The following is a 21,426-nucleotide window of genomic DNA, read 5'->3' on the forward strand; positions in this document are numbered from 1 at the left end:
TTTTTATAAAACTGATGGGTGTCACAAAAACCGAAATTTTTACAGAACAGCAGAACCATTTAGCTAGTATTTTAAAGGCACTGGCTCATCCTGCCCGTATAGCTATACTGCAACATATCATTAAACAAAATGCCTGCATCTGTAATGATCTTGTAGAAGAATTGGGATTGGCACAAGCGACAATTTCACAACACTTGAAAGAGCTGAAAAATATTGGTATCATTAAAGGAAATATAGAAGGAACTAGTGTATGTTACTGTATTAATGAAACAGTCTGGAATGAGATTAAGAAGGAACTCAATAGCTTTTTTGTCGAGAATGTAAATAGTAAAGAATGCTGTTAAGCTTTTTTTAACACCAAATCATCGTAACATTGCAATATAACATTTATTGAGTTAATATCAGAAATATGAAGCTATCAAAAATTAAAGAAATCCTGCCAACATTAGTAAATGTTGGATTTCAATTAGAAAACGGAACCTTAGTTCCAGAACATTTCCACGTTACCGAAGTGGGACAAATTACTAAAAACTTTATAGACTGTGGTGGCGTAATCCGTTCGGAAAAAGTTGTAAACTTCCAATTATGGAATGCAGACGATTTCGAGCACAAATTAAAGCCAGCTAAGCTATTAAACATCATCAAGCTATCCGAAGAAAAATTGGGCATAGAAGATGCGGAAATTGAAGTGGAATACCAAAGCGAAACGATTGGTAAGTATGATTTGGATTTCAACGGAGAGACATTTGTACTGAAAAATAAAACAACAGCTTGTTTGGCTCAAGATGCCTGCGGTATTCCTTCCGAAAAAGTAAAGAAAAATTTGGCGGAACTGCCTGTAAATAATGCTAATGCTTGTACTCCAGGTGGCGGATGTTGTTAAAATTGAATTTTTATGTTTTCAAAAATCATTCATACAGATAATTCAAAGACAACAATCATAATCCGACTGATTGTTGGAGGTGTTTTTTTATCGGAGGGCATTCAAAAATTGCTGTTTCCTGCTTTTCGGGGAGCCGGGCGGTTTGAAAAAATTGGCTTGCCATCTCCTGAATTTCTTGGAAGTTTTGTAGGCATATTTGAAATCCTTTGCGGAGCACTTATTTTGCTCGGGTTGCTTACAAGGTTAGCAAGTATTCCGCTCATCATCATTATGCTTGTTGCCATTGCCACGACCAAAACATCTATTTTGGCTAATGAGGGTATTTGGGAATTGCTGCACGGCAGCCGTACGGATTGGGCGATGCTTTTGGGAAGTATGTTTTTGTTAATCAAAGGTGGAGGTAATTGGTCTATTGATAAAATCGTAATGAGAAATGGAGCGTGATATTCAAATAAAGGAAATTGCCAAGCTCTTTCTCAAGCTCGGTTTTATTGGTTTTGGAGGTCCCGCGGTTCATATTGCTATGATGCAGCAGGAAGTTGTTGTCAAAAAGAAATGGATGAGCGAACAGCATTTTTTGGATTTGTTGGGAGCTACTAATCTCATTCCTGGCCCCAACAGTACAGAAATGGCGATACACATCGGCTATGACAAAGGCGGTTGGAAAGGATTAATCTTTGCAGGGTTATGCTTTATTTTACCTGCGGTTTTCATTACCGGGATATTTGCATGGTTGTATCAGCAATACGGACAATTGCCCGAAGTACAGCCCTTTATTTACGGTATCAAACCTGCAATCATCGCTATTATCATAGGAGCTGTTTTTCCATTAGCAAAGAAATCTGTCAAGTCCACATTCTTGGCGGTTGTAGGTATTCTTGTTTTGGTACTGTCATTATTCGGCATTAGTGAAATCTATTTGATGTTTGGAGCGGGATTGCTGGCAATGGCCTTGTATTACCTTCAGGATACAAAAAATACGCTCCAAAGTTTTATCCCGCTCGCATTCTTACAAATCGCACAAAGCCCCTTACTGTCTGAAACAAATACCAAATTATTTTGGATATTCCTGAAAATTGGTGCTATCCTCTACGGAAGCGGTTATGTTCTTTTCGCCTTTTTAGATACGGAATTAGTTGCAACGGGCTTACTCACCCGGCAGCAATTAATGGATGCTATTGCTGTTGGACAGTTTACCCCAGGTCCTGTTTTTTCTTCAGTTACGTTTATTGGCTATCAAATCAACGGACTATCCGGAGCAGTTATTTCTACGATTGCTATTTTTCTGCCGTCGTTTATTTTAGTAGCATTGCTAAATCCCTTGATGAAAAAAATGCGCCAATCTAAAGGACTGTCCATTTTTCTCGATGCGGTCAATGTGGCATCTGTTGCAATCATAGCCGCTATTTGTCTTACAATTGGCAAAGAAACTATTACTGATTGGCGGACGATATTAATTGCAATGATAAGTGCGATCGTAGTTTTCAAATTCAAAAAAATAAATAGTGCCTTTGTGGTTATTGGAGGAGCATTATTAGGGTATTTATTTAATCTTATCTAAAGTTATCTTAAACAAAATATTTAAACAATAAAAATTAGACAAAATGAAAATAGCATTATTCAGTGATATTCACGCCAATTTACCTGCATTAGAAGCATTTTTTGAAGATGTTGAAAAAAGAAAACCAGACAGTATTTATTGTTTGGGCGATTTGGTGGGCTATAATATTTGGCCAAACGAAGTGGTAAACGAAATCCGTAAAAGGAGAATACCAACCATTGCCGGAAATTACGATTTTGGCATTGGCAGAATGAGCAACGAATGCGGTTGTGCCTACAAAACAGACAGTGAAAAAGATAACGGAAATATTTCTATTTCATTCACAAATTCTTTGATGAAAGATGAAGAAAGAGCGTATTTGCGTACACTTCCAGCCCATATCAAAGTAGAATTTCAACTGAATGAAGATAAATTGAATTTGCTGTTGGTACACGGAAGTCCGAGAAAAATAAACGAATATCTTTTTGAAGACCGTGAGGAAAAAAGTATGCTTCGCATTATGGAGCAAGCCGATGCAGACATTATGTGCTTCGGACACACACACAAACCTTATCACAGAGTTTTAAATTCGGGTATTGACGGTCAAAATCATTTCCGACACGCCATTAATATCGGTTCGGTTGGTAAACCGAAGGACAGCGATGTAAGAGGCGGTTATGTAATGCTTACGATTAATGAAAACAGTTCTGTGTTGGATAAAGATAGTATCAGTGTAGAATTTATACGCTTTGATTATGATATTGAAAGGGCTGCAAAAGCAGTTGAAGAAAGCATTTTACCAAACGAATACGCAGAAAATTTAAGAAGAGGTTACTAATCTAAAATTTATAAAAATGGAATTTCCAACCGATAGAAAGTATTCAAAAGAACATACCTGGATAAGCATACAGGACAACACAGGTACAATAGGCATTACAGAATTTGCGCAAAGTGAATTGGGCGAAATCGTATATGCGGATTTACCAAACGTTGGATATAGTTTTCAGCAGGACGAAGTATTCGGCTCTGTTGAAGCAGTTAAAACGGTCAGTGATTTATTTATGCCTGTTTCGGGTAAAATCACTGAAACGAACGAACTACTTTTGAAAGCACCCACACTCATAAACGACAATCCTTATAAAGACGGTTGGCTGATTAAAATTGAAATAAAAGACATTACAGAATTAGAAGATTTATTGACATCAAACCAATATAAAGAACTTACAAATTAGCCATGCAACCAAAATTAAAATTCTTAGACAGATACCTTACTTTATGGATATTCCTTGCAATGGCAATTGGCGTGGGTTTGGGGCATTTCTTTCCCAATATCTCCAATGTAACCAACAGCTTATCTGTTGGTACTACCAATATTCCATTGGCAATAGGATTGATATTGATGATGTATCCCCCCTTGGCAAAGGTTGATTATTCCTTATTGCCCAAGGCATTTAGAGATAAAAAAGTAATTGGCATATCCTTATTGCTCAATTGGGTAATCGGCACGGTATTGATGTTTGGATTAGCGGTTTTGTTTTTACGTCACGAACCCGATTATATGACAGGCTTAATTCTTATAGGTTTGGCAAGATGTATTGCCATGGTCATCGTCTGGAGTGACTTAGCTAAAGCAAACAGAGAATATACAGCTATGTTAGTTGCATTAAATAGCATCTTCCAGATATTTACTTACAGCTTTTTAGTTTGGTTATTCATCAACGTATTACCTGCAAAATTAGGATTAGCCAATTTCAATGTAAGCGTATCCATGAAAGATGTTACCGAAAGCGTATTGATATATTTAGGTATTCCATTCCTGGCAGGTTTTTTAAGCCGTTACTTCCTTGTAAAATCAAAAGGTATAGAATGGTATAACCGAAAATTCGTCCCCGCAATATCGCCAATTACCTTATACGCTTTATTGTTTACGATAGTATTAATGTTCAGCTTGAAAGGCGATAAAATACTGGAATTACCAATGGATGTAGTAAAAGTAGCCATACCGCTAATCATCTATTTTGTGTTGATGTTTTTCGTGAGCTTCTTTATCAATAAATCTCTTAAAGTTCCTTACGACAAAAACGCATCCATCGCATTTACAGCCACAGGAAACAATTTTGAATTGGCAATAGCCGTAGCAATATCGATTTTCGGCATTCATTCGCCACAGGCATTTGTGGGTGTTATCGGCCCACTGGTAGAAGTTCCTGTACTCATATTATTGGTAAGGGCAAGTTTATGGTTAAAGGAGAAATATTATAGTAAAAAAGACTGAATTTAAATTTCAGTCTTTTTACCCTTTCTTCTACTTGATAAATTCAAAATTACATATCCTAAGATACCCGCAATGAGTGATGTTATTAAAACAGATAGCTTGGCCTCTTCAATGAAAACCTGATTGTCAAATGAAAGCATAGATATAAATATGGACATTGTAAAACCTATTCCAGCTAATAATCCTAAGCCAATAATGTGAATAAGGTTACTGTTTGCAGGAAGTTGACCTATCCCTAACTTAGAACATATCAAAGAGGTTGCAACAATGCCAATGGGCTTACCAAAAATTAATCCCAGTGAAATACCTAAACCTAACGGGGAAGTCAGTCCTTCTATCATTTCCTGATGAATTGTAATATTTGTATTGGCGAATGCAAAAATGGGAATAATTAGAAAATTTACCGGTTTTACAAGTGCATGTTCTAGTTTCTCTAACGGAGATTCAACTTCTGTATCATTGGTTGGCAAGGTCATAGCTACCAGTACACCTGCTATAGTGGCATGAATGCCAGAATGATGCACAAAATACCATATAAAGACTCCTGGTATTAGATATAGATAGGGATTTTTAACATTAAAACGGTTCATCAAAATCAGTACTAGCATTCCAATTCCGGCATAGCCTAGATAGCCTAACTCAATTCCGGATGAATAGAAAATTGCAATGACTAAAATTGCAATCAAGTCATCCACAATCGCTAAAGCCGCTAAAAATATTTTTAAACTGGTTGGTACTCTTTTGTCTAACAGCGAAATTACGGCCAATGCAAAAGCAATATCCGTAGCCATAGGAATACCCCAGCCGGAAGCTGTTTCACTACCGGAATTAAAACTTACATAAATCAATGCGGGTATTACTGCTCCACCGATAGCAGCAAGGATAGGCAAAATAGCTTTCTTGGGAGAAGAAAGTTCTCCTTCAACAATTTCTCTTTTAATTTCCAGACCTACCAACAGAAAAAAGATTGCCATCAATCCGTCATTGATCCACATACTTACGGAATAATTGAGGTGTATGGCTTCATTTTCATAACCCAGTTTTGTATCCAATAAATTTTGTAATGGGAGAGCAAGTGATGTATTTGCTACTATCAATGAAATCACTACGCATAAAAAAAGGAGAAAACCTCCAAAATTGCTTGATTGTACAAAGTCTTTAAAAACCTTTAGATTGATTTTTTTCGGCATATTTATCTGTAAAAATTAAATATCGCAATATACCAATAATGTTGCGAATGAGCTAGCAAAAGGGATAATTACTGCTTAAATTACAGAATAAATCTTTTCCTATTATGAAGAATATGGCTGAAATAAAACTTATTAATAAGTTAGTAGAATGAATTACTTTATTCACTATGAAAATCATTATTAAAATATTCCTGTGCAATATTTGCTACTCCCACACTAAAATATCTTCCGCCATTGATAACAACTTCAATGGCTTTCTTGAAATCGTCTGCATCGCTACCAATGAGCAAATAACCTGTAAAACCAATTTCAAAAAGAGGTTTTACGACTTTTTCAGCATCAATATCACTATGAGCAATAAGCTTTATTGTTGGATATTCTGTCCTTAATTCTTGAATCTGTGCCAGCACATTCCTGTCGTAAAAATCAAGGTCAATAATACTAACATTGGGAGGTTCATTTAATTCTGATAATTGCGATAGTCCATCTTCAATGCTTTCCGAACGAAATAAGACTTCAGTTCCTGAAGCGACAAGGTCTTGGCAGATACCATCTAAAATAGGGCTTTTGTCGTTGATAAATGCGAGAGTGATTTTTTGTTGTGCTGTACCAGTTTCCATAATATTGTCAGATTTTGAGTTAATGGAGTTTCCTGCACAAAAAGAAAGCGCAGGCAACTACACTTACCGCACATTGAGGTACTGGTATACCCGACAACGAATAAGCGAGCGCCCACGCCTATGGCATGAGCGTTCTTCCTTATTGTCCCGTTGTCTAAAAATTACCAGTTTTCAATGTGGGACTTAAAGCAAAAACACTTTAAGTATTTCTATATTTAATAAAGCAAATGTACGAATGTTACAGATTATATACAATTATGAACAAGGGGCAACAGCAATTTTGTAAATTTACAACAAAAGGAAGCAAATGTTTAGACATAAAGGCAAAGGTCGTACTTATACGCACAACCTAAAATTAGCCTCAATATTATCCGGTGTAGCAGGTGTCGTAAACATTACCGGTGTTTTAGAATTACATACGCTAACTACTAATGTAACAGGTCATTTTGCTTTTTTTTCTGAGGAACTTGTTTTAAGAAATTACAGAATGGCTTTTGCATATTTATTTTACATTTTGTTTTTTCTGTTTGGAGCGTTTGTTTCAAGTCTTCTTATGGAGTGGGTTTCAAAATACAAACCACAAACACCTTATATTATACCCATATTCCTTGAAATAATCATATTATTGGCGGTGAGTTTTTCAGCATTTTTACTACCGAATGAATATGCCAGGTTTTCAATTCTATTATCGTCAGCTCTACTTTTTTCTATGGGATTACAGAATGCATTGGTAACGAGGGTATCCCAATCGGTGGTAAGAACTACCCACCTAACGGGTTTGTTCACGGATCTGGGAATAGAACTGTCACAGCTGTTCTTTTACAGAGATCGGCCAGAACGGATACAGTTGAATAAAAGTATATTCTTAAAGCTGGCAATCATCTGTTGTTTCTTTTTGGGTTGTATAATAGGTGGCTTTACTTATTCATATCTTGAATTAAGAACTCTTTTGCTTCCGGTAGGATTGTTAATTTTCGCTTTATGGTATGACCGGTTATTGTTTCGGTACTATTATCTGAAAAGAAAGTTCAGAAACCATCATTGACCGTATTCTTCCCGGTATAGTTCTCTTCCAGTATCCTTACCAGATCTGTTTCATTATAGATTATCTTACCCCCAATTTGTATAAATGGCAGGATATTATCATCACGATATTGCTGTAAAGTCCTTTTGCTGATATGGAGTAGCCTACACACATCTTCGCCCGACAAGTAGATTTCTCCATTCATTACAGGACGATAGTTTTTCAATATTTCTTCAATACGGTTTCTCAACAGCATTATCATTTGCTGTTGTTCGATTACTTCTTCAGCTTCATTCGTCAGTAAATCCATTGTATTTGATATTATACGGTTGTCCGACTCCGAGTAAAGCCTGTACATCCGAGAGTTTGTAATAATTCTTGCGGTTCAGTTTGGAATAAGGCAACAATCCTTTGTCTTTATAGGTCTGCAATGTCCGTTTGGTAATACCCATCATCAGGCACACTTCCTGGTTATCCAGCCACTTTTCTTTGTTGAAAATCGGTACATATTTCCGAGTGGCATTTTCGGTCAATTCCAAAAGTGCTTTCAGTTCCATTTTCATCCCGTCCAATACGGACTTTTGTATTGCGATAACTTCCATTATTTGCTCAATTTTGCTGTGGAAGTCGAATTTATCAAGGATTTGTAAAGGCTTGGAAAATGTGGTATTGATTGGCTTTGAAAGGCAGTATTTGGCATAAAGCTATATTTGCCGTAGGCTTTATTTCGTAAATTTGCGTGTTAGTAGTAATTAAGATAACATGAAATACAAAATAGATAATATTAAAAAAACAGAATATAAGGAAGTGGTCGATATTTGGGAAGCATCTGTTCGAGCAACACATCACTTTTTGAAAGAAGAGGATATTCAATATTTTAAACCACTTATCTTAAATATTTATCTAGATGCTGTTGAATTGAAGTGTGTAAAAAATGAGGAAGGTCGAATAACTGGTTTTCTTGGAGTAGCTGATCAAAATTTGGAAATGTTATTCATTCATCCAGACTATAGAGGTAAGCAGATTGGAAAAATATTATTGAATTATTCAATTGAAAAAATGAATGTAAAAAAAGTGGATGTGAATGAACAAAACGAACAAGCAGTAGGTTTTTATAAAAAATGTGGGTTTGAAACAAAAAGTCGTTCGGAATTGGATTCATCGGGAAAACCGTATCCCACTTTACATATGGTATTAAAAAATTAACTACTGTTAATACCCATTGTGCAAGATTATGAATTATGTGGTAAATTGACGTTTGCTTTCCACAAGAAATTTAGTAACAGAAAATACTTGTTTACGAAGCATATAACCTGCAAAAAAGAACTAACAATAGTTCCAATGAATGATAACGATACAAAACGACTTTCCAGACTGACTGCAATTCTAACCCAATTACAGACAAAGCGACTAATTACAGCTAATCAATTAGCCGAAAAATTTTCGGTTAGCACCAGAACTATCTATAGAGATATAAAAGCATTGGAACAAGCGGGAGTTCCTATTCTGACAGAGGAAGGAAAAGGCTATACCTTGATGGAAGGTTACAGAATTCCGCCCGTAATGTTTACCGAAAGCGAAGCCAATGCGTTAATAACTGCCCAAAAGCTTATAAATAAAAACAAAGATGCTTCATTTGTAAAAGATTATTCGGAAGCCATCAATAAGATCAAATCCGTTTTACGTACCAATACCAAAGACAAAGCAAACTTGCTCTCCGACCGAGTTGTATGCAGGCAAAATACAGGCGTTAACCGAACAAGCAATTTTCTATCGACCTTACAATTGGCCTTAACAAATTTCAATCTTGTAAAGATTAAATATCATTCACCGGATACAAATCAAACAACGGAAAGAACCATTGAGCCTTTTGCTATTTACAGTACACAAGACAACTGGATACTTATTGCTTTTTGCTTGTTGCGAAATGATTTCAGAGCCTTTCGACTTGATAGAATTCAACACCTTACAACACTCAACGAACAGTTTGAACCCCATAAAATGACCTTGCAGGAATATTTTGAAATCTGTAAGAAAAAATATTCTTCGTGACCCTTGACATAAGGTTGTCGCAACCCCATTTTATTTTTGTGGTTGAACTAAAATATTTCAAGAAATGGAAAAATTAACTATTGAGTCTTTTAAAGTAATCGGTATTTCGGTAAGAACCACAAATAAAAACAATCAGGTCGCAAAAGATATTGGGGATTTGTGGGGTAGATTTATAAATGATAAAGTTCTGGAAGCAATTCCGAACAAAATTGACAATACTATATATTCCATTTATACGGATTATGAAAGTGACCATACTAAGCCTTATACGACCATACTGGGTTGCAAAGTGAAAAATTTAGACACTATTCCTGTCGGAATGGTAGGTAAATCAATTAAGGGTGGAAACTATGTTAAATTCTCAACCAAAGGAGATTTAATGAAAGACTTAGTCATAAATAAATGGTTTGAAATTTGGGAAATGGATCTAAATAGACTGTTCACGGCAGACTTTGAAGTATTTGGTGAGAAAGCACAAAACCCAGCAGATGCAGAGATAGATATTTTAATTGCAATAAAATAAATAAAATGGTTGAAAAGCTTCACAGTTTTTACTTGGATAAAGAAGAACCCAACAAGAGTTGCTTACTTGCGTTAAGGGACATTATTCTTAATCAGGATACAGCTATTGATGAAACCAGGAAATGGGGAATGCCTTGCTTCTGCTATAAGAAAAAAATGTTTTGCTATTTGTGGATAGATAAAAAGACTGAAGAACCCTATATTTTGATGGTTGAAGGAAAATATCTTAGTCATCCCGAATTGGAAGAAGGTAATCGTTCCCGAATGAAAATTTTTAGAGTTAATCCTAATAAAGACTTACCCATAGGAACAATTGAGGGCATTTTACAAAAAGCATTGGACTTATATAGAACAGGCATAATAAAATTAAAAGATTGACCAATAGAAAAGCTGACCTAATTATTTAATTTGAACAGAAGAACACTTTGTCAGAAAGCAAAAAACCGACCTGTAACAGTCGGTTTTGCTTTTATATAAGTAATATTAATCGCTACTGTTAAACTCAAAGCTCAATTGCTTTTCATTTCCAAAGCTGTCCGAAATCCAAACCTCAAAAGATTGTGACACGGCAGATGTTGAAGTGTAATACAAGCGAAACTGCTCTGTGGGCAATGGGTATAAATCGTTCGGTAAATACGGTTGCTCATCGTAGTATTGCAAGGTTCCTTGTCCGTCAAACTGAAAGTAACGGAGAAAATACTGCGTGTTGCTGTAATTGCCTGTACGCTGTATAGTAATGCGTATTTCTACCGTCTGCCCATTGGCTACATCTTTTGGAACTGGCATCACGTTTACCTCAAAAGGAAAATTGTTCTGTATTTCGAGTTCATCATCTTTGCTACAAGATACCAAAGAAACCGAAGCTGTGAGGATTGCCAGCATTACATATATCGGCAGTAATCCTATTCTGAATTTATTGAAGATTGCTATCATTGTTTTTACGTTTTAAAAATTAAACCTTAATCCCACACCTGCGGATGGTCGGAACCGTTGCAAATCCGTACCCCACAAAACCTTTGTACGTCCTTGCAGGACTAACACAAATCGGTCGGACAGGTGTGTTTCAAATGTGAGGCGACCGCCTGCTCCGTAGATGAAATTATCCTCGCTCAAAATCTTTGCCCCGTCATATAACATCGTTTCGCCACGATTGATACTTTCGTAACCGACTACGCCTGTTATTCCGAAGTTCAGCGTAATGTTTTTACGGGCATCGCCCAAGAGGAAGAAACTGTAACCGCCCTCGGCAGTATAAGTTTCCTGTGGTATGCGAAGGTCTTTGTAATCGTGGTATTGGTGCGTGTATTCCAATGCCCAAAGCTGATAGTTACCATTCTTGCTGTTTACGGTCATACCGATATTGATATAATAATCATTGCCGATTTTATCATCAGATAATACACCTGCACTTACTTCCAGTCCTTTCTGTTTTGGAAGCATTCTTTGTGCCTGTGTAACCGTGATGGCCATAAAGATGAGCATCAGGGTATAGATATATTTTTTCATAAAATTGCTTTAAAGGGTTATTAAAATTTCAGGTGCATATCGTTAATCAAACGAGCCTTGATTAAATCGCAGTTTTCTATCTGAAGTGTTTGATGCCTGCCCCCGTTTTTCTCAAAAATCTCAATCAGCAGTATCTTATCATCGGCAATGGTAAATTGGTCTAACAGAAAAACGTTTTGTTCGGTTAGTTTTCCGCCAATCTCGTCCAAAGGTTTGTAAGTTCTAAGCGGTATTATCGGGCGTTCCTGAACTACGGTACGTTTTGCCACCTTTTTATCCACCACTTTGAAATTCACAAAATCAATCTGAAACGGCACATTGGTACGGTTTCTCAATTCCGTGTGGAAATAGTATTTGCCGTTGTGTATGTAGATACCTTTGAGGATAAACTGAATACCGAAACTCTTAGCCCCGATATGCTTTACAATGCGTTTGTCCTTTTTGTAAATGGTTTCCAATAACAAGCCTGCCAGCGATGGCGAATTGTTGCCCAATTCCTCAAAAAGCACATCGTTACCGTTGGCTTTATCCACTGCCTTTTGCATTGTGAGCAAGTCATAGCTCAATGCTTCGGGATAGGAACTGTAATACACATTGAAACTGTAAAAACGTCCGTCATTCGTAATGACTGAAAAATTGGTTTCAGGTTCAAAATCCCTTACCGTTGCTTTTACACGCAACACGTTTTCCGCATCTTCCGCTTTCCCTGCAATCAGGTATTCGCTACCCAAATCCACATAGCGTATAGCAGTGGGGAAAATCAGGTGTGATGTCTTATTGTAGGTCACTTCCATTTTATACGGTTCTATCTTGCCCAACGCAAGCGGAGTTCTGATGCTATCCTGTGCATAAGATTGTACGGCAAAGCCGAGTATCAGGGCAATTGCCCAAAAGGTTTTTAAATGATTTTTCATTGTTTTATTTATTTGAGTTCAACATTATTTTTTAGATACAAGGAAGACCTGATGCCCTGCTTTTAGGGCAACTTTGGGTGTGCGTACTTTTTTAGCGAAATAGCCCGAAATACCCTGCACCACGCCACGGCTTAAATCAGCAGCAACCTGTTGTCCGGCATTCTGCGTGAGCATTATGCTTGTTCCCGAAGTCTGGCTCATATTGCCCGCCATTTCAGTAAGAGCGTTCATTTCGGGCGAATACGGAACGTACAAACCTTGCTGTCCGTCCAAATCGTAAATAGTAATATCAACCGGAATGATGTTTCCCTCCAGTTCTATGGAGGTAATTTTTAGCTGTAATCGACCTCCCTGAAATTTGGCATTTGCCGTTACAATCGTTCCTTTTGGAATGGCTCGTTGTGGCGTTTGGGCAGGCTCTAACAATCGTAAACGCACACCCGTTTCGCCAACTACTGTTTGAGCATCGTGTATGCAGGCTTTTATACTATTTTTAGGCTGTATCACCTGCTCCACAGAACCGGCGGTATAAAAACCACGGTTCTTTGTTTGGCTCCAATCGGCTAAAAAAGCACTGTCCGTAGGCTCACGGTACAGGGCTGATACGGTATTCTTTCTTGCAGGCGTAAACGATACAAAATGCTCTTTTTGGTTAGTACCCGCAGCACTAACAGCACCCGGAACAGCACCATTAGCAGGTGTTGCATTTTCAGTAGTCGTATTTTTCGGTAGATACTTTGCTGCCATTTCATAGGATTTCTCCATTAGTTTAAGTTGGTCATCTACGGTGGCAACAGGTGGCACATCTTTTTCAGCCAGCTTTTCTTTCATTTCGTCCAATTGCCTACGAAGTTCCATTGTTTCCGAGTTGTTATCCTGATAAAATGAACCTAATGTGCTTTGTGCATTGCGGTAACTGCTCAATGCAGGATTGCCGTTTCTTCCCGAGCTTCTGCCACCTCCATAGCTGTTGCTTTGATCTTCTTCAGGAAGTTGTTCATCAATCGGCTCTTCTCTGTCTTCGGTATTCCAATAGTCAGAAAGCGTAGTTAAAGCATTCCGCTTTTCCTGTTCTTTGCTTTCCAGCATTTCCTGCTCATACGCCTTGCCTTTGTCGGCAGGCATTCCGGCTCCGGTAGCTTCTGGTACTGCATCGTTCAGCCCAATGTTTTCAATCGCTTTTTTATCTTCGGACGGTTTAAATATGAGGTACATACAACCCACGAAGACAATCGCCATTAAACCGAAGATTAAGGGCTTTTTGAGCTTCTCCTTATTATTCTGTGTGCCGTCTTGCAACACATCAGTGGTTGCTGTCGGGTTCCCCTCCGTTACCCGAACAACCGATTTTTTGTTCTCATTTTCTTTCATAAATCTTATTTTTTAGAATTGTTGATAATGTGTCCTGTAATCTTGCAGGGCTTTCACTTTTTTTGAGGACAGGGTTTTCGATATGCTCAATAATTATATCGTTACCGGATTTTGAGGTATCGTACATTACTTTGCCAATCACTGCCATGGTAAGCAGCAGGTAACCTACAAAGAAGTACAGCGTATATTGATGCTGTTTTCGTAGGGGTAACTCCCGCCAGCGTTCGTCCAGCTTGTCAAAATATCTGTCCATATTTGCTCTTAATTTTTTCATACCTTTTTCTGTTTTAGAGCTTGAAACGCTTAGGGCTTTTACCTGCCTTTTGTTTTTGTTCATCATTGACCAAAGCGACTACCTCAGCCGCTTTGGGTGCAGATATTACAGACAGGTTTGTCAGTTCCGATTTTTTCAGCAGTTGTCCGAATTGGTCTTTCCTTGCCACCTCCATTTTATTGAGAGAGAATTTCCCGTTCAGGTATTTTACCCACATACTGCATTCTACACGGGGCTTGTCATCGCCCGACCATTGCAGGTAGCCTGTCAGCAATAAATCCTGCTTGGACAAACTATCTTTACCTTTTTGGCAGCTTTCGAGGTAATCGCTGATACTTTCTTTCAACTTTCCGGCATACGCACCTTGCGTATGGAAATAGCCGTTATATCCTTTGTCGGTAAGGATTTTTGCAAACGTGTTTAAATCTGATAATGTTTCCATAAGATTGTTTTTTAGCGTTCGATAACTTCTATATCCCTGTTTTCAACCACCGCAAACTTTTCAATGTTGAAGCCCTGCGGATTGTTGTCGGAACGGACGGAGTTTACGAGATAGCAGGAAGTAATCAGGTTGCGCCTGGTTACATTGCTAGAACGGATAATGAACTGCTTGGCATAGGTACGCACCGCATAAGGATGGGTGTCGAAATTGCAGACCACGCTATCGACCTCGATACGTTGCTGAACATTCCCTGAAATAATTCTGTTGTAATAACCCTTTTCAGATAAGTCTTTGTAATAGTCAAAAGCACTTTTATCCGCAAGGTTAAATGCCCTGCTCATATTGCTTTCGATAGCATTTTTATCTGGAGCGAGTGTAAAGAACAGCTCGTGAAAACGTCTGACGTGTTCCCTAGCTTCCACAGGTCGGTTGATGCCCGCATCTTGTGATAAGGCAAGCATCAAAGATTTGCCGTTATCCAGTACATAGATTTTTTGGCGTTGTTCTTCTGCAAAGCGGTAGGACTGCCATACGGCATATCCTACCACGCCAATGCAGAGAACCGCAAACACAATGGCATATAATCTTATCTGCCTAAAGCTGTTTTCGATATTTCTTAGCGTTTTAAATTCCATTTTTTAGAATGATTAATTGTTTATTTATTCATCAGTTTACCGCCAATGTTTCCAACTGTGGAACCTGCTCCGGCTCCGGCGATGTTCCCTGTTTTCATTGCAGCTTGGTTCACGTTGCGGGTAAAGTTTCCTGCGCCTCCGGCTTGGATTACCCAACCTGTTACTGTCGGAATTGTGAAGTATCCGATAATGCCGATAATCATAAAAATGATATACACCGTATTGCTGGTGTCAGGTATGTAGGTCGGATCGGCAAGCATTGCTATATCCCTTTCCAGTATGAGGGATTGTATTCTTGCCAGCATCGAACTGAATAAATCCGAAACAGGAAGCCAGAGATATACGCTGACATACCTCGTGATCCACTGTGTGAGCGTGGACTGAAATCCGTCCCAAACAGAAATAGCAAAAGCTATTGGTCCGAGTATGGAAAGGACTATCAGGAAAAATGTGCGTATGGTATCAATAACCAAAGCCGCAGCCTGAAAGAGTATTTCCAGTAAATTGCGAAACCAATCCTTTATTGCTTTCTCTATCTTGTAGGCTTGCCTGTCCATATACATTCCCGCCATTGTACCAACGTCCGATGGCGACCAACCCAATTCATCCAGCTTTTTATCAAACTCTTCGTCTGATGCCATATAGGCGGTTTCGGGATTTCTGACCATTGCTTCGTATTCCAATTGGTCTTTCTGCTGTTGCAGTTTGTTGAGATCAAGCACCTGGTCTTCGAGTATGGCGTGGGTTCCTGTAACCACCGGGCTTAATACTGCATTAATGGTTCCCAACACAAAGGTTGGGAAGAACATTATGCAAAGTCCCAAAGCGAACGGACGCAACAACGGAAACACATCAATAGGTTCTGCTCGGCTTAAAGCCTGCCAAACCTTTAATGCCACATAGAACAACGCACCCAATCCAGCCAATCCCTTCGCCACTGCTGCCATATCGCCTGCAAGCGGCATCATATCGTCGTAAAGCGAACGCAGGAGTTCGTGAAGATTATCCCATTCCATTTTTACCAGTATTTTTGATTAGAGGTTCCGTATAGTTCAAGCACTCTTTTGGCATCGTTTTTCTTTTTCGCTCTTAGGTAGCTTACAGAAATATTCTTATTGGTGTAATAGCGTACAAGGCTGTGGTAATCCTTTACCTCTTTGTACACACGATCAATAATATCCATACGCTCTTTGTCGTTTAGCGAAAGGCTTGAAGAGGTTATAATCTGCTTCAATTCTTTCAGCAGTTCAGTACTTTCATTGAGTAGTGCCGAATAACCATTGCCAATAGCAACCAATTCCTGTGGTGTGAAATTTGGGTCGTTCATCATCTTACCAAAATTCTGCACGTACATTTCGGAAACATCGCCTACTAAGAGTACGGTTTGCTGCACCTTACGGGCATCTTTCACAAGGTTGTTAATAGCTTTCAGCTTGTCGTAATATTCCTTGCCCTGGTCGTACACTTTCTTCACTTCGTTGAAGTTCTTTACGACATTGCTCACGGTGGAAGAAGTCTGTATGATTTCGTTCGCACTGTTAATAATCCCTGAAGCCAGGTTTGCAGGGTCAGTTACTACAAATTGGGCTTTCGCTGATGGTGCAACGGCGAGCATTAATGCCGTACACACCAGATACAATACTTTTTTCATTGTTTCTGAATTTTAAAATGTTAATGACTATTGATTTACTTTGTCACGCCTTTGCATTGCGATATGCTTAATGGCGAGTTCTACGTTACCGTCCAATTCGGAAGCAAGCTGCATCACTTCCATTTTTTCGGTTTCTTCGGTGGTGTATGCGAGGTATTCCTCCAAACTAACTTCGGTGGCATAGACTGCCGAGTGCGTACCACCTAAGCCAATCCAAACCTCTTTGTAAAGTCGGCTTGCATCGTTGTTCATATTGATGGAAAGTACCTGTCCTTTTTCTTTGTCGGTAAGCCCCAACATTGCCTGTATATCATCGAACTTGTTCATATACTTGCGTTGGTCTAAGAGGATTTTGCAATCAGAATTATTGATGATACTTTCTTTGACGATGGGTGATTGGATAATATCATCGACCTCTTGCGTTACGACAATCGCTTCTCCGAAAAACTTACGTACGGTTTTAAACAAATACTTGATGTATTCTGCCATTCCTTCTTTGGCAATTGCCTTCCACGCTTCTTCAATCAGTATGAGCTTACGGATACCTTTCAGCCTACGCATCTTGTTGATGAAAACTTCCATAATAATGATAGTAACTATGGGAAAGAGGATTTTGTGGTCTTTAATCGCATCAATTTCAAATACGATAAAGCGTTTAGAAAGCAGATCTAACTGCTTATCGGAGTTCAGCAAATAATCGTACTCACCACCTTTGTAGTAAGGTTCGAGTACGTTGAGAAAATTGGCAATATCAAAGTCCTTTTCCCTTACCTGCTTTTCCTCCAATACCTTGCGGTAATCGCCTTTTACATACTCATAGAAGCCGTTGAATGATGGGTAAACATCGTCCGATTTTATTCTTTCGATATATCCGCTTACTGCATTTGATAAAGCCACTTCTTCTGAACGGGTTGGCGGTTCATCATCACGTTTCCAGAGTGTGAGTATCAAAGTCTTGACACTTTCTCTCTTTTCAATGTCGAAAACGCCGTCATCGGTATAGAAAGGGTTAAAGGCAATGGGATTGTCTTCTGTATAAGTGAAGTACACACCGTCTTCACCTTTCGTCTTTCCCTTAATGAGTTCACATAAACCCTGATAGGAATTTCCGGTATCTACGAGCAATACGTGAGCGCCCTGTTCGTAGTATTGCCTTACCATGTGGTTTGTGAAAAACGATTTACCACTTCCCGAGGGACCAAGTATAAACTTGTTACGGTTGGTAATAATTCCACGTTTCATCGGCAAGTCCGAAATATCCAAATGGATAGGTTTTCCAGTCAGGCGGTCAGCCATCTTGATACCAAATGGTGATGGCGAATTGTGGTAATTGGTTTCTTCCGTAAAAAAGCACAATGCAGGCTCAATAAACGTGTAAAAACTTTCCTCTGCGGGAAAATCACCTGCATTACCCGGCATTCCTGCCCAGTACAATGTTGCTACATCCGTAGTGTTGTGTCTGGGTTTACATTCCATCAATGCTAAAGCACTACCACAATCATTTTTTAGCTGTTTCAGTTCCGCAGGGTCTTCCGACCACGCCATAATGTTGAAGTGTGCTCTTACGGAAGAAAGACCGAACGAATGTGCTTCATTCAGGTATTTTTCTATCCACTCTTTGTTGATCTGGTTGGCACGGCTATACCTTGCCAGTGAGTGCATATTCCTTGCGGACTTCTCAAACTTTTGTAGGTTGGCTTCGCTGTTATCCAAAAACAAGTATTGGTTGTAGATATGGTTACAGCTAAGGAGTAATCCCACAGGAGCAGCGAATGATAAACGACAGTCGCTCCGGTCTGTAGATAGTTTTTCAAAACGGGTATCGGCAGATACTGTTCCGGGTAGATCATCCGTGTCCGAAAGCGTGTGCAGGCTTAACCTTTTGTTCCCGATACGAACTTCCTCTGTTCCGAGTGCGATGTCCTGCATCGGTGTTCCAGGTTCCCTTGATAGTGTAAGGTACTGTTCCAGCAATCCCTGTTTCCCGTCTATACCAATAATGTCTTCTTCGGTCAAACGTCGCAGACTTACAAAACCGCTATCGTTCACAATACGCTCAAACTGTGCCACGGTTTCAATAAAGCGGTGTATAGCTTCCTTATCCCTTATTTCTTTCGGGATCAGCGAACCTTTGCAAAGAGAACTGAAGTTGCTTTGCATACGCATACGCTCTTTGGTTGTCTTAGTTAAAAAGAGGTAGCAATAATGGTTTAGGAACGGTCGCTCGTTAAAATGGCGTTGATAGGATTTTGCCAAAAAACTCTGGTTGTCGGCTGCCAAATTGGGCGCATAACTTTCTTTAATGTACCAATCCTGTTTGTGGATTACTGTAAAATCCGGCAAAGTCTTGATAGCTTTGTGCCAAGCGGAATGTATGGCTTCATATTCCGCAGAAGCTACAGTAAACAGTTCCGGCAAACGCACTTCAAAACAGGCGGTAATGTCTGCATCTTTGGAAAGAATGCAGTTGTTTTCTACTGCCAGTAACGGAAACTTGCTTTCCAGTGTGGTAGTCTTTGATACATTTCTCATACGGCATTCTGTTTAGGAGTGAATTTTAAATAGCGGTGTACAGGCTTGCGACAGATGATGTAGCGGGGATGCCTTTTATTAGCCGCTATCTTCATTAATCCGTGTTCGCCATATTTTCTGTTCAGCGAAAAGGTCTGCCATACAATCAGCGAAGCACCACCAGCACCGAGAAACAGGCAGATGTAAGAGTTTACGCCTGCCATATACAGTATCATCACGAAGATGAGCGTACCGAGCAGCCCACCTGCGAAAATGAAAAGGTATTGTGCTTTCAAACCTTTAAATTCCACCGTTCTTCCGATGCCTTTGTTTATGTTGTAATTGTTCATAAAGCAAAGGATTAAAGGAAGAATGAACGCAGGATGGTAGCCGCTACGATTAAGAAGATACACGCACCGAACCAGCTTGCCGCAGTCTTTGATGTGTCGGGGTCGCCTGAGCTGAATTTATTGTACACCTTAACACCTCCGATTAACCCGACGACCGCACCGATGGCGTAGATTAATTGGGTTGCTGGGTCGAAATAAGACGTTACCATTTGGGTAGCCTCGTTGATACCTGCTGTACCGTTTCCCTGTGCGAAAGCACCAATTCCTGACAGCATAGCCACGGCTGCCAGCAAAACTTTTTTTCTTTGTTTTTCCATAATTGAAACGTATTATTTTGTTACTACTTTCCCGCACCTTGCGGACTTTCGGGACAAAGGTGTTTCAGAAATCAGGGCGTTATAACAAAGTGGCAGTCAAAGGAATTGTTTGGCGGTGGGTGGCGGTCTAAGGGGGATTTTTTTATAACTTAGTCACTTATTATTTTTAATAAGTTAATACTATGATAGATTTTGAAATAGCAGAAATAGAAGATGCTAATCAATTTGCCCGATTATTGAATCCAAGGGTAGATTTTGCGACACCGTACATATTCTATTATGATGAAACCAATAACATCAAAACATTCTATGTAAGAGAAAATGATTTCAATTATACATTTACAGCAAACTTCGTTTTGGGTGGACTTCTACATCAGGGAGAAGTACCAGACGTACAGCCATTGATAGATAGCTTTAAATTGCAAAAAACAGCTAAGGAAGTTAAATTCAAACATATAGCATTCGGGGATTTTCTTGATTGCCTCAAATCCCAGAAGTTAAACCTGTTCTTGCACTTTTTAAAGGATAGTGATCTTTATGTGCATTATTCAAGTCTTAATATTCTCTATTGGTCGGTTGTGGACATTGTAGATTCTGCTATCATGAACTCTGATGTGGCTATGAGATTAGGCCCTGGATTTGACAACCGACTAAAGAACGACCTCTATAAACTCTGCCGTCTTGAAATAGACGCCGTTATCAAACTTTTTTATGCTTTTGAATATCCTAATGTTAAACCTGAAAAAATTGGTGATTTTATAGAGGCATTGAGCAACCTTTTTGAGGCATATCTTCCGATACCAGAATTTCACTTTGGGTTGGAATCGTTACGGCAGATACTGAAAGAGTCTAAAAAGAAAGGCGAACTAGCTTTTGTTATGGATGAAAAAGATTATGTTTTGCTGGCAGATTTGACACATTTTTATCTTAGACCCATCTACACTTTCAAGAATTCAACTCATATATTCGATAATGAGGATTCCATCCGAGAGGCTTTGAACGAGTATAGAATGCTAGATAAAGGAGTAGAGTTTAAAAACTATTCTTTTGTTGATTCTCAGGATAGCCATTTGACACAACTATCTGATGTTTTCGTTGGTTTCATGGGTAAATACACCAATTACAGGAATACACACAATATGGAAGAAATTAAAGCAGATATCGACTCGTTCTCAGCTTTGCAATTAGAAAACATGAAGTTATTTATTGATATTATTAATAAATCAGACCATAAAAACCCCGCCTTTCTACACGCAACAGATAGTTACGAAGAGGTAATGAAATTTGGGGAGCTATGCGAGATTATTGCTGGAAAATAACCTAATTAGTATCAGATAACCTAAAGACAA

The 21,426-nt window shown here is 38.9% G+C and carries 29 protein-coding genes; 13 read left to right on the top strand and 16 right to left on the bottom strand.

Going from position 1 to position 21,426, the window contains the following annotated elements; genetic code table 11:
• Window positions 1-14: 14 nt before the first annotated feature.
• From BW983_RS19025 to arsB, 7 genes are all read left to right on the top strand, one after another.
• Window positions 15-344: an ArsR/SmtB family transcription factor gene (locus BW983_RS19025; protein ID WP_002978307.1), complete on the top strand. Its 330-nt coding sequence runs from the start codon at window positions 15-17 to the stop codon at window positions 342-344.
• 65 nt (window positions 345-409) lie between these two features.
• Window positions 410-883 (top strand): DUF6428 family protein, encoded by a 474-nt coding sequence (locus BW983_RS19030; RefSeq protein ID WP_034727258.1) that lies wholly within the window; start codon window positions 410-412, stop codon window positions 881-883.
• A 12-nt stretch (window positions 884-895) separates the two neighbouring features.
• Window positions 896-1,327, top strand: a complete 432-nt coding sequence (locus BW983_RS19035; RefSeq protein ID WP_034727255.1) for a DoxX family protein — start codon at window positions 896-898, stop codon at window positions 1,325-1,327.
• On the top strand, window positions 1,317-2,444 hold the full coding sequence (gene chrA, locus BW983_RS19040) for a chromate efflux transporter (protein ID WP_034727253.1): 1,128 nt from the start codon (window positions 1,317-1,319) through the stop codon (window positions 2,442-2,444). Before BW983_RS19035 ends, chrA begins: the two co-directional genes overlap by 11 nt.
• Window positions 2,445-2,487: 43 nt before the next feature.
• The gene (locus BW983_RS19045; protein ID WP_034727251.1) at window positions 2,488-3,261 is read left to right on the top strand and encodes a metallophosphoesterase family protein; all 774 of its coding nucleotides are present in this window, start codon (window positions 2,488-2,490) and stop codon (window positions 3,259-3,261) included.
• A gap of 16 nt (window positions 3,262-3,277) precedes the next feature.
• Window positions 3,278-3,655, top strand: a complete 378-nt coding sequence (gene gcvH / locus BW983_RS19050) for a glycine cleavage system protein GcvH (protein ID WP_034727246.1) — start codon at window positions 3,278-3,280, stop codon at window positions 3,653-3,655.
• Between the two features lie 2 nt (window positions 3,656-3,657).
• Complete coding sequence (gene arsB / locus BW983_RS19055) at window positions 3,658-4,698, top strand: ACR3 family arsenite efflux transporter (RefSeq protein WP_034727244.1); 1,041 nt, start codon at window positions 3,658-3,660, stop codon at window positions 4,696-4,698.
• Between the two features lie 2 nt (window positions 4,699-4,700).
• Here the strand turns inward: arsB and nhaA are convergent, their stop codons facing one another.
• Complete coding sequence (gene nhaA, locus BW983_RS19060; protein WP_034727241.1) at window positions 4,701-5,888, bottom strand: Na+/H+ antiporter NhaA; 1,188 nt, start codon at window positions 5,886-5,888, stop codon at window positions 4,701-4,703.
• A 158-nt stretch (window positions 5,889-6,046) separates the two neighbouring features.
• Window positions 6,047-6,508, bottom strand: a complete 462-nt coding sequence (locus BW983_RS19065) for a response regulator (protein ID WP_034727237.1) — start codon at window positions 6,506-6,508, stop codon at window positions 6,047-6,049.
• Window positions 6,509-6,815: 307 nt separating this feature from the next.
• On the opposite strand from BW983_RS19065, the gene BW983_RS19070 reads away from it, so the two are divergent.
• Window positions 6,816-7,553, top strand: coding sequence for a YoaK family protein (locus BW983_RS19070; protein ID WP_034727234.1), 738 nt, complete (start codon window positions 6,816-6,818; stop codon window positions 7,551-7,553).
• Here the strand turns inward: BW983_RS19070 and BW983_RS19075 are convergent.
• Window positions 7,537-7,842: a helix-turn-helix domain-containing protein gene (locus tag BW983_RS19075; RefSeq protein ID WP_034727231.1), complete on the bottom strand. Its 306-nt coding sequence runs from the start codon at window positions 7,840-7,842 to the stop codon at window positions 7,537-7,539. The genes BW983_RS19070 and BW983_RS19075 overlap by 17 nt on opposite strands.
• Window positions 7,823-8,134: a helix-turn-helix domain-containing protein gene (locus tag BW983_RS19080; protein ID WP_034727230.1), complete on the bottom strand. Its 312-nt coding sequence runs from the start codon at window positions 8,132-8,134 to the stop codon at window positions 7,823-7,825. Before BW983_RS19080 ends, BW983_RS19075 begins: the two co-directional genes overlap by 20 nt.
• Window positions 8,135-8,294: 160 nt before the next feature.
• On the opposite strand from BW983_RS19080, the gene BW983_RS19085 reads away from it, so the two are divergent.
• The 4 genes from BW983_RS19085 (at window position 8,295) to BW983_RS19100 (ending at window position 10,484) form a co-directional block, all read left to right on the top strand.
• A complete protein-coding gene (locus BW983_RS19085) occupies window positions 8,295-8,738 on the top strand; it encodes a GNAT family N-acetyltransferase (protein ID WP_055133647.1) in 444 nt (147 codons plus the stop codon).
• Between the two features lie 135 nt (window positions 8,739-8,873).
• Window positions 8,874-9,584 (top strand): helix-turn-helix transcriptional regulator, encoded by a 711-nt coding sequence (locus BW983_RS19090; RefSeq protein WP_055133782.1) that lies wholly within the window; start codon window positions 8,874-8,876, stop codon window positions 9,582-9,584.
• Window positions 9,585-9,648: 64 nt separating this feature from the next.
• Complete coding sequence (locus tag BW983_RS19095; protein WP_055133646.1) at window positions 9,649-10,107, top strand: GyrI-like domain-containing protein; 459 nt, start codon at window positions 9,649-9,651, stop codon at window positions 10,105-10,107.
• Between the two features lie 5 nt (window positions 10,108-10,112).
• On the top strand, window positions 10,113-10,484 hold the full coding sequence (locus BW983_RS19100) for a DUF1801 domain-containing protein (RefSeq protein WP_055133645.1): 372 nt from the start codon (window positions 10,113-10,115) through the stop codon (window positions 10,482-10,484).
• A 105-nt stretch (window positions 10,485-10,589) separates the two neighbouring features.
• Here BW983_RS19100 and BW983_RS19105 read toward each other — a convergent pair whose 3' ends face one another.
• The 12 genes from BW983_RS19105 to BW983_RS19160 are packed head-to-tail and all read right to left on the bottom strand — an operon-like array spanning window position 10,590 to window position 20,077.
• On the bottom strand, window positions 10,590-11,039 hold the full coding sequence (locus tag BW983_RS19105; RefSeq protein ID WP_076553435.1) for a DUF3872 domain-containing protein: 450 nt from the start codon (window positions 11,037-11,039) through the stop codon (window positions 10,590-10,592).
• A 12-nt stretch (window positions 11,040-11,051) separates the two neighbouring features.
• Window positions 11,052-11,612, bottom strand: a complete 561-nt coding sequence (locus tag BW983_RS19110) for a conjugal transfer protein TraO (RefSeq protein ID WP_076553436.1) — start codon at window positions 11,610-11,612, stop codon at window positions 11,052-11,054.
• 20 nt (window positions 11,613-11,632) lie between these two features.
• Complete coding sequence (traN, locus tag BW983_RS19115) at window positions 11,633-12,526, bottom strand: conjugative transposon protein TraN (protein ID WP_076553437.1); 894 nt, start codon at window positions 12,524-12,526, stop codon at window positions 11,633-11,635.
• 24 nt (window positions 12,527-12,550) lie between these two features.
• Window positions 12,551-13,897 (bottom strand): conjugative transposon protein TraM, encoded by a 1,347-nt coding sequence (gene traM, locus BW983_RS19120; protein ID WP_076553438.1) that lies wholly within the window; start codon window positions 13,895-13,897, stop codon window positions 12,551-12,553.
• Window positions 13,884-14,171, bottom strand: coding sequence for a nitrogen regulatory IIA protein (locus BW983_RS19125; protein ID WP_076553495.1), 288 nt, complete (start codon window positions 14,169-14,171; stop codon window positions 13,884-13,886). The genes traM and BW983_RS19125 overlap by 14 nt, the downstream gene beginning before the upstream one ends.
• Window positions 14,172-14,184: 13 nt before the next feature.
• The gene (locus BW983_RS19130; protein ID WP_076553439.1) at window positions 14,185-14,613 is read right to left on the bottom strand and encodes a hypothetical protein; all 429 of its coding nucleotides are present in this window, start codon (window positions 14,611-14,613) and stop codon (window positions 14,185-14,187) included.
• An 11-nt stretch (window positions 14,614-14,624) separates the two neighbouring features.
• A complete protein-coding gene (gene traK / locus BW983_RS19135) occupies window positions 14,625-15,248 on the bottom strand; it encodes a conjugative transposon protein TraK (RefSeq protein WP_076553440.1) in 624 nt (207 codons plus the stop codon).
• 20 nt (window positions 15,249-15,268) lie between these two features.
• On the bottom strand, window positions 15,269-16,264 hold the full coding sequence (gene traJ / locus BW983_RS19140; RefSeq protein ID WP_076553441.1) for a conjugative transposon protein TraJ: 996 nt from the start codon (window positions 16,262-16,264) through the stop codon (window positions 15,269-15,271).
• A gap of 2 nt (window positions 16,265-16,266) precedes the next feature.
• Complete coding sequence (locus tag BW983_RS19145; protein ID WP_076553442.1) at window positions 16,267-16,899, bottom strand: DUF4141 domain-containing protein; 633 nt, start codon at window positions 16,897-16,899, stop codon at window positions 16,267-16,269.
• Between the two features lie 27 nt (window positions 16,900-16,926).
• Window positions 16,927-19,431, bottom strand: a complete 2,505-nt coding sequence (locus BW983_RS19150; RefSeq protein ID WP_076553443.1) for a TraG family conjugative transposon ATPase — start codon at window positions 19,429-19,431, stop codon at window positions 16,927-16,929.
• Window positions 19,428-19,760 (bottom strand): DUF4133 domain-containing protein, encoded by a 333-nt coding sequence (locus BW983_RS19155; protein WP_055134009.1) that lies wholly within the window; start codon window positions 19,758-19,760, stop codon window positions 19,428-19,430. The genes BW983_RS19150 and BW983_RS19155 overlap by 4 nt, the downstream gene beginning before the upstream one ends.
• Window positions 19,761-19,771: 11 nt before the next feature.
• Window positions 19,772-20,077, bottom strand: a complete 306-nt coding sequence (locus BW983_RS19160) for a DUF4134 domain-containing protein (protein WP_026706465.1) — start codon at window positions 20,075-20,077, stop codon at window positions 19,772-19,774.
• A gap of 182 nt (window positions 20,078-20,259) precedes the next feature.
• Between BW983_RS19160 and BW983_RS19165 the strand changes: the two genes are divergently transcribed.
• Window positions 20,260-21,396 carry a DUF3800 domain-containing protein gene (locus BW983_RS19165; protein WP_055134008.1) on the top strand — a complete coding sequence of 379 codons (1,137 nt, stop codon included), beginning with the start codon at window positions 20,260-20,262 and terminating at the stop codon, window positions 21,394-21,396.
• Window positions 21,397-21,426: the final 30 nt, after the last annotated feature.

Origin of the sequence: Chryseobacterium ureilyticum, assembly GCF_900156735.1 — a bacterium.
Taxonomy (GTDB): Bacteria; Bacteroidota; Bacteroidia; order Flavobacteriales; family Weeksellaceae; genus Chryseobacterium; species Chryseobacterium ureilyticum.

Coding starts and splice junctions, on each gene's coding strand:
- BW983_RS19025 (WP_002978307.1), top strand. CDS start 15: ATGGGTGTCACAAAAACCGAAATTTTTACAGAACAGCAGAACCATTTA.
- BW983_RS19030 (WP_034727258.1), top strand. CDS start 410: ATGAAGCTATCAAAAATTAAAGAAATCCTGCCAACATTAGTAAATGTT.
- BW983_RS19035 (WP_034727255.1), top strand. CDS start 896: ATGTTTTCAAAAATCATTCATACAGATAATTCAAAGACAACAATCATA.
- chrA (WP_034727253.1), top strand. CDS start 1,317: ATGGAGCGTGATATTCAAATAAAGGAAATTGCCAAGCTCTTTCTCAAG.
- BW983_RS19045 (WP_034727251.1), top strand. CDS start 2,488: ATGAAAATAGCATTATTCAGTGATATTCACGCCAATTTACCTGCATTA.
- gcvH (WP_034727246.1), top strand. CDS start 3,278: ATGGAATTTCCAACCGATAGAAAGTATTCAAAAGAACATACCTGGATA.
- arsB (WP_034727244.1), top strand. CDS start 3,658: ATGCAACCAAAATTAAAATTCTTAGACAGATACCTTACTTTATGGATA.
- nhaA (WP_034727241.1), bottom strand. CDS start 5,888: ATGCCGAAAAAAATCAATCTAAAGGTTTTTAAAGACTTTGTACAATCA.
- BW983_RS19065 (WP_034727237.1), bottom strand. CDS start 6,508: ATGGAAACTGGTACAGCACAACAAAAAATCACTCTCGCATTTATCAAC.
- BW983_RS19070 (WP_034727234.1), top strand. CDS start 6,816: ATGTTTAGACATAAAGGCAAAGGTCGTACTTATACGCACAACCTAAAA.
- BW983_RS19075 (WP_034727231.1), bottom strand. CDS start 7,842: ATGGATTTACTGACGAATGAAGCTGAAGAAGTAATCGAACAACAGCAA.
- BW983_RS19080 (WP_034727230.1), bottom strand. CDS start 8,134: ATGGAAGTTATCGCAATACAAAAGTCCGTATTGGACGGGATGAAAATG.
- BW983_RS19085 (WP_055133647.1), top strand. CDS start 8,295: ATGAAATACAAAATAGATAATATTAAAAAAACAGAATATAAGGAAGTG.
- BW983_RS19090 (WP_055133782.1), top strand. CDS start 8,874: ATGAATGATAACGATACAAAACGACTTTCCAGACTGACTGCAATTCTA.
- BW983_RS19095 (WP_055133646.1), top strand. CDS start 9,649: ATGGAAAAATTAACTATTGAGTCTTTTAAAGTAATCGGTATTTCGGTA.
- BW983_RS19100 (WP_055133645.1), top strand. CDS start 10,113: ATGGTTGAAAAGCTTCACAGTTTTTACTTGGATAAAGAAGAACCCAAC.
- BW983_RS19105 (WP_076553435.1), bottom strand. CDS start 11,039: ATGATAGCAATCTTCAATAAATTCAGAATAGGATTACTGCCGATATAT.
- BW983_RS19110 (WP_076553436.1), bottom strand. CDS start 11,612: ATGAAAAAATATATCTATACCCTGATGCTCATCTTTATGGCCATCACG.
- traN (WP_076553437.1), bottom strand. CDS start 12,526: ATGAAAAATCATTTAAAAACCTTTTGGGCAATTGCCCTGATACTCGGC.
- traM (WP_076553438.1), bottom strand. CDS start 13,897: ATGAAAGAAAATGAGAACAAAAAATCGGTTGTTCGGGTAACGGAGGGG.
- BW983_RS19125 (WP_076553495.1), bottom strand. CDS start 14,171: ATGAAAAAATTAAGAGCAAATATGGACAGATATTTTGACAAGCTGGAC.
- BW983_RS19130 (WP_076553439.1), bottom strand. CDS start 14,613: ATGGAAACATTATCAGATTTAAACACGTTTGCAAAAATCCTTACCGAC.
- traK (WP_076553440.1), bottom strand. CDS start 15,248: ATGGAATTTAAAACGCTAAGAAATATCGAAAACAGCTTTAGGCAGATA.
- traJ (WP_076553441.1), bottom strand. CDS start 16,264: ATGGAATGGGATAATCTTCACGAACTCCTGCGTTCGCTTTACGACGAT.
- BW983_RS19145 (WP_076553442.1), bottom strand. CDS start 16,899: ATGAAAAAAGTATTGTATCTGGTGTGTACGGCATTAATGCTCGCCGTT.
- BW983_RS19150 (WP_076553443.1), bottom strand. CDS start 19,431: ATGAGAAATGTATCAAAGACTACCACACTGGAAAGCAAGTTTCCGTTA.
- BW983_RS19155 (WP_055134009.1), bottom strand. CDS start 19,760: ATGAACAATTACAACATAAACAAAGGCATCGGAAGAACGGTGGAATTT.
- BW983_RS19160 (WP_026706465.1), bottom strand. CDS start 20,077: ATGGAAAAACAAAGAAAAAAAGTTTTGCTGGCAGCCGTGGCTATGCTG.
- BW983_RS19165 (WP_055134008.1), top strand. CDS start 20,260: ATGATAGATTTTGAAATAGCAGAAATAGAAGATGCTAATCAATTTGCC.